Annotated in this window: 13 protein-coding genes; 7 read left to right on the top strand and 6 right to left on the bottom strand. The window is 71.0% G+C overall.

Translation table 11 applies throughout. The features are described 5' to 3' along the window. Both HV826_RS23115 and HV826_RS23110 read right to left on the bottom strand, forming a co-directional pair. Positions 1 to 906, bottom strand: a complete 906-nt coding sequence (locus tag HV826_RS23115) for an N-acetylmuramoyl-L-alanine amidase-like domain-containing protein (RefSeq protein WP_176419178.1) — start codon at positions 904 to 906, stop codon at positions 1 to 3. After that, on the bottom strand, positions 903 to 1,937 hold the full coding sequence (locus HV826_RS23110) for a HEAT repeat domain-containing protein (protein WP_176419177.1): 1,035 nt from the start codon (positions 1,935 to 1,937) through the stop codon (positions 903 to 905). The genes HV826_RS23115 and HV826_RS23110 overlap by 4 nt, the downstream gene beginning before the upstream one ends. 98 nt (positions 1,938 to 2,035) lie before the next feature. Here HV826_RS23110 and HV826_RS23105 point away from each other — a divergent pair, with 98 nt between their 5' ends. Both HV826_RS23105 and HV826_RS23100 read left to right on the top strand, forming a co-directional pair. Continuing rightward, positions 2,036 to 2,353: a DUF4398 domain-containing protein gene (locus HV826_RS23105; protein ID WP_163785162.1), complete on the top strand. Its 318-nt coding sequence runs from the start codon at positions 2,036 to 2,038 to the stop codon at positions 2,351 to 2,353. A 17-nt stretch (positions 2,354 to 2,370) separates the two neighbouring features. Beyond that, the gene (locus HV826_RS23100; RefSeq protein ID WP_176419176.1) at positions 2,371 to 3,780 is read left to right on the top strand and encodes an OmpA family protein; all 1,410 of its coding nucleotides are present in this window, start codon (positions 2,371 to 2,373) and stop codon (positions 3,778 to 3,780) included. Between the two features lie 93 nt (positions 3,781 to 3,873). Here HV826_RS23100 and truD read toward each other — a convergent pair whose 3' ends face one another. From truD to HV826_RS23085, 3 genes are read right to left on the bottom strand one after another with little or no spacing between them, the layout of a single operon-like run. Continuing rightward, positions 3,874 to 4,908, bottom strand: a complete 1,035-nt coding sequence (gene truD / locus HV826_RS23095; RefSeq protein WP_176419175.1) for a tRNA pseudouridine(13) synthase TruD — start codon at positions 4,906 to 4,908, stop codon at positions 3,874 to 3,876. Then, positions 4,905 to 6,248: a DUF4388 domain-containing protein gene (locus HV826_RS23090; RefSeq protein ID WP_176419174.1), complete on the bottom strand. Its 1,344-nt coding sequence runs from the start codon at positions 6,246 to 6,248 to the stop codon at positions 4,905 to 4,907. Before HV826_RS23090 ends, truD begins: the two co-directional genes overlap by 4 nt. Positions 6,249 to 6,255: 7 nt before the next feature. Further along, a complete protein-coding gene (locus tag HV826_RS23085) occupies positions 6,256 to 7,248 on the bottom strand; it encodes a DsbA family protein (protein WP_176419173.1) in 993 nt (330 codons plus the stop codon). Between the two features lie 72 nt (positions 7,249 to 7,320). On the opposite strand from HV826_RS23085, the gene HV826_RS23080 reads away from it, so the two are divergent. Both HV826_RS23080 and HV826_RS23075 read left to right on the top strand, forming a co-directional pair. Beyond that, complete coding sequence (locus HV826_RS23080; protein WP_176419172.1) at positions 7,321 to 8,382, top strand: asparaginase; 1,062 nt, start codon at positions 7,321 to 7,323, stop codon at positions 8,380 to 8,382. Positions 8,383 to 8,442: 60 nt separating this feature from the next. After that, the gene (locus HV826_RS23075) at positions 8,443 to 9,354 is read left to right on the top strand and encodes a GGDEF domain-containing protein (protein WP_044891111.1); all 912 of its coding nucleotides are present in this window, start codon (positions 8,443 to 8,445) and stop codon (positions 9,352 to 9,354) included. A 16-nt stretch (positions 9,355 to 9,370) separates the two neighbouring features. On the opposite strand, the gene HV826_RS23070 is transcribed toward HV826_RS23075, so the two are convergent. Next, a complete protein-coding gene (locus HV826_RS23070) occupies positions 9,371 to 10,984 on the bottom strand; it encodes a HEAT repeat domain-containing protein (protein ID WP_176419171.1) in 1,614 nt (537 codons plus the stop codon). A 111-nt stretch (positions 10,985 to 11,095) separates the two neighbouring features. Here HV826_RS23070 and rpsU point away from each other — a divergent pair, with 111 nt between their 5' ends. From rpsU to dnaG, 3 genes are all read left to right on the top strand, one after another. Further along, entirely contained in the window at positions 11,096 to 11,290 is a 195-nt protein-coding gene (rpsU, locus tag HV826_RS23065; protein ID WP_002614080.1) for a 30S ribosomal protein S21, read from the top strand. Positions 11,291 to 11,394: 104 nt separating this feature from the next. Further along, on the top strand, positions 11,395 to 11,853 hold the full coding sequence (locus tag HV826_RS23060; protein WP_176419170.1) for a GatB/YqeY domain-containing protein: 459 nt from the start codon (positions 11,395 to 11,397) through the stop codon (positions 11,851 to 11,853). Between the two features lie 333 nt (positions 11,854 to 12,186). Further along, positions 12,187 to 13,526 (top strand): DNA primase (gene dnaG / locus HV826_RS23055; protein ID WP_176419169.1); only part of this gene is annotated, 1,340 nt, incomplete at its 3' end.

Raw genomic sequence — 13,526 nt, 5'->3', positions numbered from 1 at the left:
TCAGGGCACCGGGCGCGACACCGAGCCGCCGCTCGGCACAGCGGGGCGGCGGGGCTCGAAGAGGCTGACGCCCGTCACCCTCCACTTCGAATAGCGGCCGTTGCGGGCCAGGAACGTCTCCAGGTCCTCGTCCACCACGCGGTTGTAGCCCCCGCGCGAGGCGTGGCGCAGGTACGTGCGCTTCTTGCGCTGCACCACGAAGCCCAGGTGGGTGATGCGGGTGGCCTTCAGCGGCAGGTCCTCCCGCAGCACCACCAGGATGGTGCCCGAGGGGATGTCGCGCGCGTGCGCCATCACCCGCTCCAGGGGCAGCATGTTCAAGGAGTACGTGCCCACCACCTGCCGCGCCTTGGGCAGGCCCAGCGCCTGCGACGAGCGCGACTGCCAGGTGCGCTCCGTCAGCGACTTCGTCACCTTGACGGCGTCATTGCCCGCGTAGCGCCGCGTCACGTCCGACAGGAAGCCCTTTCGGATGTTGTTGGGCAGCCACTGCGCCTCCATGAGGTGGTTGCGGTCCTCATAGGTGGGCGCGCTCGCGTAGCGGATGCGCTCGAGCAGCGGCGCCACCTCGTCCTCGCTGCCCGCGAGGCTCAGCGCCATCGACTGCTCCACGAAGGTGAGGCAGTCCACCGCGTCCAGCCGGAAGGTGGGGTCGGGGTCCACGCCCTGGCCCTCGCCCAGCGGCGACAGGACATAGGGCGTGTTGATGAAGCGCTCGCTCATCCGCAGCAGCCGCCCGGCCAGCGGCGCGTCCGCGTCCTCCGACACGAGCGCGGCGCGCGCCTGTGCGCCCAGCCCCACCCAGCCATTGGGCTTCACCGGCCGGGCGCCCACGTCCTCCGAGGGCGTGGAGACCGCGGGCGCCTGCGACAGCAGGGCCGCGGCCAGGACCGCGGCGACCTTCATTGCGCGACACCCGCCTTGCGGAGGATGGCCTTGCGCCGGTCGTCACGCAGCTGGAGCGTCTCCAGCTCCCGCTCGTACGCGAGCTTCTCGTCGGACTTCGCGTTCCACGACGCCAGCACCAGCCACTCCAGCATCGACGCGTCCCCGCCCTCGTGGAGGATGCGGGCGGCGCTGGCGGCCAGCACGCGGTCCTTGTCCTCCAGCAGCGGCTTGAGCGCGGGCGCGGCCTTCTTCGCGCTGACACCTTCGTAGAGCTCCAGGCCCTGCCGGCGCACGAAGCGGTCGTCGGAGCCCAGCAGCTTGCCCGCGAAGGCGAAGCCGTCCGGAGAGCCCAGCCGGCACAGGCCTCGCGCCGCCGCGAAGCGGGTGCTCTCCGAATCGCTGGCGAGGAACTCCTTGAGGGCCGGCCCCTGTTTGGCGTCCCCCGCCTCCCCCACGGCGGCGAGCAGGGCCGCGCGCACCTCCAGCTCCGGCTCCTTCCGGGCGGTCTTCACCAGCAAGGCGCCCATCTTCGGATTGCGCGAGGCGCCCAGGGCCCGCGCCGCCTCGCGGCGCACCCCGCTGCTCTTGTCCTCCAGCAGCGGCACCAGCACCTGGGTGAGCCGGCTGTGGAGCTTCGCCAGACCCTGCGCCGCGTACATCCGCACCGCGCTGTCCTCGTCCGACGCCAGGCCCGCCAGGGTGGGCTCGGCGGCGCGCGTTCCCAGCCCCGCCAGCACCGCGGCGAGGTTGCGGCGCAGCCGCTCCTCGTGGACGGTGCGCAGCGTGGAGGCGATTTCCCGGGCCGCGTAGGCCTCCTCGCGCAGGAAGCGCAGGCGGGAGATGGCCGCGGGGACGGCGCCACCCCGCACCACGGTCTGGATGACCGCGTCCGTGTCCGCGCGCCGGGAGTTCCGCTTGGCGGCGGACGCCGGTCCAGACAGGGCGGTCCAGGGGAGGAGCAGCGAGAGGAGGAGGACGAGGCGGACGGACGAAGGCACGGGCCCCCGACGATGGCAAGGGCGGAGCCAGCCGTCAAAGTCCCACCACATGCCCGGCCCCCCGGCCGGCGCGTCTGCCCGATTCTTGACCCTCCCGAGGGCGATTGATACGACCGTCAGGTTTCACCTCTCTCTCAAGGCGCCACCCTATGAAGAAGCTGATGGCGTTGGTGGCGGTGTCGGGGACGCTCACCGCGTGCGGCCCCGTGAAGTCCACCGCGAACATCCTCGACGCTGAAGTGCAGATTCAGGCCGCGCGCACCGCCGGGGCGGAGAAGCTCGCTCCCTACGAGTGGACCGCCGCCAACCTGTACATCGGCAAGGCCCGCGAGGAGGTGGGGTACTCCGACTATCAAGCGGGCGTTGACTTCGCCGTGAAGGCCTCCCGCTACGCCAACGAGGCCCGCGAGAAGGCCATGGCCGTGGCCGGCGGCAACGAGCCCGGCGGCCGCACTCCGAACCCGTGATGACCGAGCGCTCCCCGATGACGCGTCCTTTCCTCGTCACGCTGCTTCCCCTCCTCTTCTCCCTCTCCTGTGTCAGCGGCAGCAAGATTCGCGCGGACACGGAGGTGCTCGCGGCCAACGTGGAGCGCGCCCGCCGTAGCGGCGCCCTGCGCTGCGCGCCCGTGGAGCTGGCCACCGCGGAGGCCCACCTCGACTTCGCCCGTGGCGAGCTGAGCCAGGGCAACAGCGGCCGCGCCGACACCCACGCGCGCACCGCCGACGCCGCGGTGAACCGCGCGCTGGAACGCTCCAAGAGCTGTGGCCCGCGCCAGGTGCTGGTCCGCGAGCGGCCGGAGGCCCCGCAGCCGCAGCAACCCCAGCAACCGCAACAGCCGCAGGTGGTGGTCCGCATCGAGGAGACGGACAGCGACGGCGACGGCATCCTGGACAAGGACGACCCCTGCCCCGACCAGACCGAGGACATGGACGGGTTCCAGGACGAGGACGGCTGCCCCGACCCGGACAACGACAACGACGGCGTGCTGGACGGCAACGACAAGTGCCCGCTCACCCCCGGCGTGCCGGAGAACCAGGGCTGCCCGGCCGAGGCGCCCAAGGACCGCGACGGCGACGGCATCCCCGACAACGAGGACAAGTGCGCCGACCAGGCCGAGGACAAGGACGGCTTCCAGGACGAGGACGGCTGCCCCGACCTGGACAACGACAACGACGGCATCGTCGACACGGCCGACAAGTGCCCCGACGAGGCCGGCCCCATGCAGAACCTGGGCTGCCCCATCGTCGACAAGGACGGTGACGGCGTCCTCGACGTGGACGACAAGTGCCCGGACGAGCCGGAGGACAAGGACGGCTTCCAGGACGAGGACGGCTGCCCCGACCTGGACAACGACGGCGACGGCACGCCGGACGTCCAGGACAAGTGCCCGGGCGAGGCCGGCCCGGCGGAGAATGGCGGCTGCGCGGACAAGGACACCGACGGAGACGGCATCGTGGACCGGCTGGATGCGTGCCCCGAGGAGCCGGGCGTCCAGGAGGAGCGCGGCTGCGCCAAGCAGTACAAGATGGTCGTCATCAAGCGCGACCGGATTGAAATCAAGAAGCAGATCCTCTTCAGCTCCGGCTCGCACAAAATCTACGGCAAGCAGAGCACCGCGGTGCTCGACGACGTGGCGCAGGCCCTGCGCGACGCGCCGTGGATCAAGCGCATCCGCATCGAAGGCCACACCGACTCGCTGGGCAACGACGCGTCCAACCTGCGCCTGTCCCAGCGCCGCGCGGACTCGGTCATGGCGCAGCTCATCCGCCGCGGCATCGACCCGGGCCGCATCAAGGCCGTGGGCTTTGGCGAGACGCAGCCCATTGCCCCCAACAGCACCAAGACGGGCCGCGCGATGAACCGCCGGACCGAGTTCAAGGTGGCGGAATAACAGCCGCCCTGCCCCGGCCGCACCTGGCCGGGGCCCGACGCACCCGACGCCTCCGGGGCCTCGCGCCCACGGGGGCGTCGTCGTTTCGGGGGCTCAGCCGTCCTTGAGCAGCTCGTGGAGGACCTCGGTGGCATACGCGCCCCGAGCCAGCTCGAAGGTGAGCCAGAGGTCCTCGCCGTCCGCCGTCTGCTCCGCGGTCAGCTCGGGCGAGCCCAGGCGGACGCGGTAGGGCCGGCGGCTGCCTTCCGTCTCACCACCACCGCGCTTGAAGTCGTCCGGCGTGACGCCCGCTTCCGTCAGCAGCCGCGCCTCGAGCTCGGCCACGGCGCCGGCGGACGCCGTCATCTTCGGTCCGAAGAGCGGCCCGGCCGGGCTCACCTCGAAGGCGTCCACGCGGGGCCCGTCCACCTCGGGTGACTCGCACACGAAGAGGCCACCTGTCTCCTCCTTGCGCAGCACGTCGCCAGCGAGCGCGGTGGCCAGCGTCCCCGCGCGCAGCCGCGCCGCCAGCGCCTGGTTGAACAGGCGCGACTGGAAGGCGGACAGGTACAGCTTGCGCTGGAAACGGTCCGGCCGCTTCGGCAACCGCTGGCCCAGCACCAGCAGCCGGCCCAGGTCGGCGTTGTCCCCTGCCCGGCCGAAGCGCTGCTCGCCGAAGTAGTTGGGCACGCCCTGCGCCACCAGCCGGGAGAAACTCTCCCGCGCCGCGCCGGAGTCCTTCACGCCGCGCAGGCGCAGGCGGAACCGGTTGCCCCGCAGGTGCCCGGTGCGGAGCTTGTTGCCGTGGCGCTTCGTCCACAGCACCTGGACGCCGTCCAGGGCGAACTCCGGCACCTTCGGCTCGGCGCGCGCGGGCACGGACACCAGCTGACGGGTGATGGCGTGCCGGTCCTTCATCCCCGCCACGCCGATGTCGTCCTCGGACACGCCCAGCGACGCGGCCAGCGCGCGCACCAGCTCGCGCGTGTCACGGCCCCGCTTCTCCACCCAGAGGTAGAGGTGCTCGCCCTCGCCGGAAGGCAGGTAGGCGGGGACCTCCTCCACCTCGAAGTCCTCGGGCACCAGCTTGAAGGCGCCCCCACAGCCGGGCACCTCCGCCGTCAGACGCGGCCAACCTGAATCCGTCACGATGCCTCGAGCGTGGACAGCAGTTCTTTCACGCGGCGGGCCAGGTCCTCGTCCGCGCGTGACTCCAGCAACTCACCGGCCTGGAAGAGCAGGAAGAACATCATGTCGCTGAGCGCCTGCCGGAAGGTCGCCAGGGGCTCGCTGCCCAGCTGGGCGCGGTGGCGCTCGAAGCTCTCCATGAGCTTGCTCTCCGGGAGGCTGCCGTCCGGAGCGAAGGCCAGCCCCTCCAGCACCGGCGACGACGTCAGGCCCTGACCGGAGAGGGCCGCGTTGGCCGCGGCGATGAACTCGCGGTCCATGCCCTGCTTGGCCACCTCGTCGCGAATCTCCCGGAAGATGAAGTTGAAGACGCGGGCCACCGGGCGCGGGTCCACCGTCACCACCGCGCGCGCGGGCGTGCGGGCCGGCGCCGCGGCCTGCGTCGTGCGCTCGGGCGGCTGGGGAATCGGCGTCGGGACGCCCGGGCCCGGCACCATCAGCGGCTTGTCCGTCACCGAGGCGAAGCCGCCCTCCAGCAGGCGGAAGACGACCTTGGTGACGTCGAACTCCGACAGGCGCGCGGCGTGCCCCAGCTCCAGGATGGTGCGCCGGCCGTCGAGCAGGCCCAGCACCCGGTCCTCGTCCTCCTCCAGCTTGCCGTCCGAGGCGCGCTTGCGCGTCACGTACAGCCGACCGTGGGGGATGCGCTTGCGGAAGTGCGCCATCTCGTCAATCTTCCGGATGCTGTCCATCAGCAGGCTCTGCGTGGACAGCTGGATGATGTGACCGGACTTGTCCTCCACTGACTGGTCGATGAGGAAGAAGTTCCCCTCCCGGCACAGGACGATGGCGTGGAAGATTTCGCTCACCTGGTGGGTGACGCACTTGAAGAGGTCGTGCGACTTGAGCAGCCCCTTCTCCACCAGTGAGCGCCCCACCTTGGAGGGCGGTTGCTCGCGCAGCGCCGCCTCCACCTGGGCGCGCTCCACGTAGCCCATCCGCACCAGCACCTCGCCCAGCCGGTCGGCCGGGTCGTCGGAGGAGGCGCCGCGCACCTCGCCCTCGCGCAGGGTGACCGAGCGCTCTCCGCCCGGCGAGTGGACGCGCACCACGCCGCTCCAGCGCGACTGGCTGAGGAAGGCGATGAGGTCCGACAGCGGGAAGCCGCCCGCGTCCCCCGCCAGCACCACGCGCGGCACCGGGATGGAGCCGCCCTCCGCGGGCGTGCGGGAGAACACCAGCAGGTCGGGCGCCGTCGCCATCAGCGCGTACGTCCCCGAGCGCCCCGCCAGCGGTGAGGGCACGTGCCGGTCCTCGGGGACGAGCTGCGCCGACGCGTCGATGCGGAAGCGGGGTGTCATGGCGGCGTCAGTCAGCCGCCCAGGCGTTCTTGTTGGCGGACCACTCCAGCTCGTCTTCCAGGCTGTGCGTCAGCATCTGCGCCTCCACGAAGGACAGGTCCAGCGCGCGTCCGTTGAAGTACACGGCGGGCGTGCCGCTGATGCCCGCCGCGCGGCCCTGGCCGCGGTAGCCGTCCAGCTCCTCCTTGTACGCGTCCGTCTTCAGCAGCGCCGCCAGCTTCGCGCCGTCCAGGCCCAGCGACGTCGCCAGGGCGGCAATTGCCTCCGGCTTGAGGTTGGACTGGTGCTCGAAGAGGGCGTCGTGCATCTGCCAGAACTTGCCCTGGTCCCTCGCCCACAGCGCCGCCTGGGCGGCCTGCCTCGCGTTGGGGTGCATGGACAGGGGGAACGGCAGGTAGCAGAAGCGCACCTGCTGCGCGTGCTTCTTGGCGAAGGCCTCCAGCACCGGGCGAGCCTTGGCGCAGTACGGGCACTCGAAGTCGGAGAACTCCACCACCGTCACCGGCGCGCTGAGCGGGCCCATGCACATCCGGTCATCCACCTTGAACTGCGCCCGCGGGTCGCGGAAGGCGGCGTAGTACGTCGACAGGGAGAGGATGACCTCGGTGGCCGGGCTGCCCTCGGACACCATCCGCGCGGCCTGCTGCGCCATGCGCCGGGCGTGCTTGCAGGGGGTGTGCGACTTCAGACAGGCGCCCAGCGTGTGGGGGCAGCCGCAGTAGCAGAACTCGTCATTGAAGACGGTGGCCAGCTCCCGCTTCGCCGTGGGCGACAGCGAGGAGAAGTCCATGCCCGGGATGCCCGACACCGCGGCGACCGGGTCCACGGGCGCGGCGACGGGCTCGGAAGGCGCCGGAGCGGCGGGAGCCTGCGGGGCCGGGGCGGACGACGCCGGCTGCCCTCCGGTCGGGGCCGCGCTCTCGGGATTCTTGCACCCCGGGGCCGTCAGGACCGCGGCGGCCAGCAGGGGAACGACACGCTTCCAGCAGGAAAGGAGCACGCGGCGGGTCTTAGCGACGCGCGCGGGGCTTGTAAAGCAACGCCAGCCTTGGCAGGGAAGCCCCTGTTCATCATGCCCAGAGTCCTGCTGCTGCATACCGGGGGTACGCTCGGAATGGCCGGGGGCCGCCCGTCCGCCCTGAAGCCCGCGGCCTTCTTCAAGACGCTCAAGGCCCGCGCGCCGGAGCTGTTCGAGCTGGCTGACATCGAGCTGGAGCTGTTCAGCAACCTGGACAGCTCGGAGATGCAGCCGGAGCTCTGGAGCCGGATGGCCGCGCACCTCCACGCGCGCCTTCCCCACTTCGACGGGGCCGTGGTGACCCATGGCACGGACACGCTCGCCTACACCGCGAGCGCCCTCTCCTTCATGCTGCGCAACCCGCCCTGCCCCGTGGTGTTGACGGGCTCCCAGCGCCCGTTGGGCAAGATTCGCTCGGACGCGCGGCTCAACCTCATCGACGCGGTGCTGTCCGCGCTGCACGGCCCTCGCGAGGTCACCATCTGCTTCGACTCGCGCCTGTACCGGGGCAACCGGGCGCGCAAGGTGAAGGTCTCCGAGTACGACGCCTTCGACAGCCCCAACTTCCCCGTGCTGGGCACCCTGGGCGTGGACGCCACCTTCGAGCCGGGCCTCAAGCCCCGCGGCGCCTTCCGCCTCCATGAGCGGCTGGACCCCAAGGTCTTCCTCCTCAAGGTGTACCCGGGACTGGACCCGGCGTTGCCGCTCCAGCTGCTGCCGCACGTCCGAGGACTGGTCCTGGAGGCCTATGGGGCAGGCAACTTCCCCATCGATCCGGAGCAGGGGCGCTCGCTCAGGCCCCTCTTCCTCCAGGCGCGGGAGCGAGGCGTCCCGGTGGTGGTGGTGAGCCAGGCGCACCGGAATGGCGTGGACCTCTCCTTGTATGAGTCCGGAGCGGAGGCGCTGGAGGCCGGGGCGATGGGCGGCGCGGACATGACGCCGTCGGCGGCCCTGGTGAAGCTGATGCAGGGGCTGGCCTACCACTCCGGGGCGTCCGGGGCCCTGGCGCGCTACATCCAGGGGCCGGTGGCCGGAGAGTTGACCGTCGGGAGGCCGACAGTGGCCCCGGAGGCCCCCCGGAGGTCCCCGGCCACCCGGCGGCCCCGAGGAGAGTAGTGGAGAGTCGGGCAGTATGCTTGCCGCCGCGAAAAGGCGGCCCGTAAGATGGGTGCTGCGATGTCCGAGGAGAAAACTTCCGTCCATTCGATTTCGGACCTGCTGGGCAGCGCCCAGCAGCAGAGCGCCTATCTGATCGTCATCAGCGCCAAGTCCGCGGCGGGCATCGGGCGGATGTTCAAGCTGGACCGCTCCGAGGTCGTCCTGGGGCGCAGCTCCGAGGCGCAGTTCCAGGTCGAGGATGACGGCATCTCCCGCAAGCACGCCAAGGTGGTGGCGCTGGGAGACGGCCGGTTCCAGCTGGTGGACCTGGCCAGCACCAACGGGACGTACCTCAACGGCCTGAAGGTCAACGCCGCCCCGCTCTACGACGGCGACAAGATCCAGATCGGCTCCAACACCGTCCTCAAGTTCTCCATCCAGGACGCGCTGGAGGAGCAGTACCAGCGCAGCATCTACGAGTCCGCCACGCGTGACGGCCTCACCCGCGTCTACAACAAGAAGTACTTCCTGGAGACGGTGCGCAAGGAGTTCAGCTACTGCCTGCGCCACCGGGTGCCGCTGTCGCTGGTCCTCTTCGACGTGGACCACTTCAAGAAGATCAACGACGCGTATGGCCACCCGGCCGGTGACTACGTGCTGACGCGCATCGCCCAGCGGGTGAGCGACACGGTGCGCACCGAGGACCTGCTCGCGCGCTACGGCGGCGAGGAGTTCGCGCTGATGCTGCGCGAGTCCGCCGAGGACCAGGCCCTGGCGTGCGCGGAGCGCTGCCGGTACGCCGTGGACAAGGCGGACTTCGTCTTCAGTGGCACGCCCATCAAGGTGACCATCAGCCTGGGCGTGGCCACGCTGCTGGACTCGGACTTCTCCCAGCCCGAGGACCTCATCGCCGCGGCGGACAAGTACCTGTACCGGGCCAAGCGCGCGGGCCGCAACCGCGTGGACGCGAAGGCCGTCAGCGGGCTCTGAGCTTCGGGCGCGGCGCCTACGGGCCGAAGCCCAGCCGCCGCAGCGCCTCGCGCGACACGTGCTTCACATGGGAGTCCGGGTCGCGCGCCGCTGCGTCCGACAGCGCCGCCGCCGCCTGCGCGCCACCGATCCGGCCCAGGGCCATGGCCGCGGCCACCCGCACCGCGGCCTCCGCGTCCTCCCGCAGGCACCCGGCCAGCGCCTTCACATGGGACGCGCGGCCGATCTGCTCGAGCGCCTCGGCGGCGGCGGTGCGCACCGCCGCATGGTCCGACTCCAGCAGCATCGCGGCGTCATCGCCCCGGGACGTCTGCCGCTGAAGCGTCAGCAACTCCAGCGCGGCGCTCACCACCTCGGGAGCCCCGTCCCTCAGCGCACGCGAGGTGGCCTCCGGCACGCCCGGTTGCCGCGTCGTCAAACCGCTCAAGGCCCGCACGGCCCCCGCGCGAAGCAGCGGCTGCGCATCTGTCAGGAACGACTCCACCGATGACACCCGGTCCCGAGCCCCCTCGCTACAGTCCGCCAGCTGTGCCAGCGCGGCCCCTCGGACGGACGCGGACAGCGCCTTGTCCCGGGCCGTCCCCAGGAAGAAGGCCGCACACCCCTTCTCCCGCGCCATGGCCTCCAGCCACGGCCGCGCGTGGGTCGCGTCACGCGACTCGATGTGCCGCTCCGCCACCGTTCGCAGCGGGACGCCTTCCGCCTCGGCCAGCGCCCGCGCGGCGTCCCGGCGCACCCACCGGTCCGGATCCCCGAGCGCCCGCTCCAGCTCCCGCGTCGCCAGCGGCCCGTACACCCGCAGCGACTCCACCGCGCGCCGGCGCTGGAGGGGGTCCGCCACGGTCAGCGCCGGCTGCATCCCCTCCAATTCCTCCGAATACACGGCGAAGAGCCGGTTGATGCGCGCCTCCTCCGCGGGCTTCGCCTCGTCCAGCAGCATCCGCCCCACCGACGACCGGCTGCGCCCGGCCACCACCTTGAGCGCGCTGGCGCTGACCGCATCCAAGCTCGCTGGCCGCGTCGCCATGACGTCCAGGACGACGCGTGCGGGCTTGCGGCCCAGGAACCCGGCCAGGTGGGCCAGCGCCGAACTCCGAACCGCCAGGTCCTCCGCGTACAGCTCCAGCTCCAGCGCCTCGCGAATGGCCTCCCGGCGCCTCCACACACGCGCCGCGGCGTTGGCGCCCCGAGGTCCCGCCTCCCGCAGGAACCTCGCGGAGGAAGCCCCGGCGGCCGCCGCGGCGCGAGCCGCCGTCAGACACGCGTCCAGGTTGGACGACACCGGCTCCGCCAGGACCCAATCCACCAGCGCCCGGCGCTCCGTGACGCCCTGACGCCTGGCCTCCGCGCGCACCGCCGCCCACCGCACCCGCCAGTCCGGATCCTTCATGGCGGAGACGAGCGGCGCACGGGGAATGGGCCGCTGCCCCGCCAGGCCCTGCACCCAGGAATCCACCTGGCCGCCCGGCAGGCAGCTGCGACAGGTCCGAGCGCGCAAGGCCGGGTCCGTCACGTGCCGCTGGCAGGACATCCAGCACTCACGGGTTGGCGTCCCCCCCTGCTGCTGGCCAGTCATCAGGAGTACCATCAGGAGGAGGGCCGGGCTCACGAGGCGGACAGTGTAGTCCATCCGACCTGGCGTTTTCGTCCAGCGGCCTTGCGTTTTCCGTCTCAGTGGGTCATACCCGCTGCCCCTTTTGATCTACACCCACATCTACGTACGGCGGAAGGAGGTGACTGCATGCCCGGTATCCGAGTGAAGGAAGGAGAGTCCATCGAGAGCGCTCTCAAGCGTTTCAAGAAGGCCACCGAGAAGGCTGGAATCCTTTCCGAGATCCGTAAGCGCGAGCACTACGAGAAGCCTTCCGTGAAGCGGAAGAAGAAGGCCCTCGCCGCCAAGAAGCGCGCTGTGAAGAAGGCCCGCAAGTCGTTCTAGGCGCGTGCCTCGCGCGAGGAGCCGGGGCCCCACCGCTGTCAGGTGCCCTGGCTCCCGCCGTCGAAGTCCCCCTGAACAACGTCTCACCCTCCGGAGTCGCGACCATGGCCACCCTGAAGGAGCGGATCGACGCGGACCTGAAGGACGCGATGCGGTCCAAGAACGAGCTGACGCTCAGCGTGCTGCGGATGCTCAAGAGCGCGGTGAAGTACAAGGAAGTGGAGCCCGGCGCCTCCGCCCTGGATGACGCGGGAATCCTCACCGTCATCGCCGGCCTCATCAAGCAGCGCCGTGACTCCGTGGAGCAGTTCAAGACGGGCGGCCGCCCGGAGCTGGCGGAGAAGGAAGAGGCTGAAATCAGCATCCTCCAGAACTACCTGCCCAAGCAGCTGACCGCCGACGAGCTGTCCGCCGAGGTCCGCACCGCCATCGCCGAGACGGGCGCCAAGGGTCCCAAGGACATGGGCGCGGTGATGAAGAACCTCAACGCCAGGATTCACGGCAAGGCGGAAGGCCGCGCCATCTCCGACGCCGTGAAGGCGGAGCTCGCGAAGCTGTCTTGAGCCATTCACCGTTTTGAGGTCAGCGCTGGCGCTGTCGGGAAACCGGCGGCGCCTTTGCATTGAAGGGCTGGACAGGGATGCGGAAACTTGCTCCCTCGGCCCCCCGTCATTAAGTGCCTGGGTCAGTCCCGCCGCGGCGCCCGCTCACCCCAGCGGAAAATCGCGCGCAGGGGCCTCAGGAGTCCACCCCATGCCGCAACCACCCCCTGCCCTCGCGAGCGCTCCGGCTTCCGCCCCCCTGGGGATGATCCGCCAGGTCGGCCGGCGGGCAGGCGACGTCAGCCCTGTCCGGCAGGATGTAGGGGCTGGGCCCGCCCAGGGGTGGGCCAGGGGGTGGGCGTCGTGATTCCTGAGCACAAGATCCAGGAGGTCCTCGACCGGGTGGACCTCGTCGGGCTCATCTCCCGGCATGTGGACCTGAAGAAGGCCGGGCGCGAATGGAAGGCCTGCTGTCCCTTCCATCAGGAGAAGACGCCCTCCTTCTACGTGGTGCCGGAGAAGCGCTTCTATTTCTGCCATGGCTGCCGCGCGAGCGGTGACGCGGTGTCCTTCGTCCAGCGCTACCTGGGCAAGACGTTCCTGGACGCGGTGCGGGATCTGGCCCGCGAGCTCGGCGTGGACCTGGAGGCCGAGCAGGACCCCGGCATGCGGGAGCGGCAGCAAATCAAGGAGGCCACGGACCAGGCCGCCGAGCACTTCCGCGCCATGCTGTGGCAGCAGGACGAGGGCCGCTCCGCCCGCGCCTACGTCGCCAGCCGCGGCGTCTCCGAGGAGACGGCCATGGCGTTCGGCCTGGGCTGGGCGCCCCACGAATGGGCCACGCTGACGGAGCGCTTCCAGAAGCTGGGCATGCTGGAGTGGGCGGCGAAGGCCGGCCTGGTCCTCAAGCGCAACAGCGGTGACGGCTACTACGACTTCTTCCGCAGCCGGCTGATGGTGCCCATCCGCGCGCCGGAGGGCCGCCCCATCGCCTTCGGTGGCCGGCTGGTCGGCGCGGACGAAGGGCCCAAGTACCTCAACTCGCGCGAGTCGCGGCTCTACAACAAGAGCGAGACGCTCTTCGGCATGGACCAGGCGCGCGACGAGATGCGCAAGCGCAAGGCCGCCGTGCTCGTGGAGGGCTACTTCGACGCCATTGGCCTGCACCAGGTGGGCGTGCGGCACGCGGTGGCGCTGTGCTCCACCAACCTCACCGCCGGGCACATGCAGGTGCTCAAGCGCGCCGAGGCCCGCGAGCTGATTCTGCTGCTGGACGGAGACTCGGCCGGCCTCGCCGCGGTCGAACGGCTCTCCGGTCCCCTGCTCGCCGCGGGGGCGACCGCGCGAGTGGCCCTGCTGCCACAAGGGGATGATCCCGACACCTTCGCGCGTCGAGAGGGCCAGGAGGGCGTGGAGCGGCTGCTGGAAGGCGCCCACCCGCTCACCAGCCACCTGTTCGCCTCGCTCCTCCCAGAGGGCAAGGCCGCGAGCTTCGAGGAGAAGATGGCAGCGCTCGAGCGGCTCAAGCCGGTGGTGGGCCAGGTCCCCGTGGGCCTGGTGCGCGCCACCCTCTTCAGCGCGGTGGCCGAGCACTTCGGCTGGCGCCCTGCGGACGTGGAGTCCGCCCTGCGCAGCAAGGTGCCCCTGCCCAAGCCCGCCGGCGGGGAGGCACCTCTTTCGAGCCCCAACCGTCC

The sequence above is a fragment of the Myxococcus sp. AM010 genome (genome assembly GCF_013372585.1).
Lineage (GTDB): Bacteria > Myxococcota > Myxococcia > Myxococcales > Myxococcaceae > Myxococcus > Myxococcus vastator.
Note: the sequence above shows the minus strand (reverse complement) of the source record. Positions and strands in the feature narration are given on the sequence as shown.

Excerpts from the sequence above, each read along its gene's own strand:
- HV826_RS23115 (WP_176419178.1), bottom strand. The coding sequence starts at position 906 with ATGAAGGTCGCCGCGGTCCTGGCCGCGGCCCTGCTGTCGCAGGCGCCC.
- HV826_RS23110 (WP_176419177.1), bottom strand. The coding sequence starts at position 1,937 with ATGTGGTGGGACTTTGACGGCTGGCTCCGCCCTTGCCATCGTCGGGGG.
- HV826_RS23105 (WP_163785162.1), top strand. The coding sequence starts at position 2,036 with ATGAAGAAGCTGATGGCGTTGGTGGCGGTGTCGGGGACGCTCACCGCG.
- HV826_RS23100 (WP_176419176.1), top strand. The coding sequence starts at position 2,371 with ATGACGCGTCCTTTCCTCGTCACGCTGCTTCCCCTCCTCTTCTCCCTC.
- HV826_RS23090 (WP_176419174.1), bottom strand. The coding sequence starts at position 6,248 with ATGACACCCCGCTTCCGCATCGACGCGTCGGCGCAGCTCGTCCCCGAG.
- HV826_RS23080 (WP_176419172.1), top strand. The coding sequence starts at position 7,321 with ATGCCCAGAGTCCTGCTGCTGCATACCGGGGGTACGCTCGGAATGGCC.
- HV826_RS23075 (WP_044891111.1), top strand. The coding sequence starts at position 8,443 with ATGTCCGAGGAGAAAACTTCCGTCCATTCGATTTCGGACCTGCTGGGC.
- HV826_RS23070 (WP_176419171.1), bottom strand. The coding sequence starts at position 10,984 with ATGGACTACACTGTCCGCCTCGTGAGCCCGGCCCTCCTCCTGATGGTA.
- rpsU (WP_002614080.1), top strand. The coding sequence starts at position 11,096 with ATGCCCGGTATCCGAGTGAAGGAAGGAGAGTCCATCGAGAGCGCTCTC.
- HV826_RS23060 (WP_176419170.1), top strand. The coding sequence starts at position 11,395 with ATGGCCACCCTGAAGGAGCGGATCGACGCGGACCTGAAGGACGCGATG.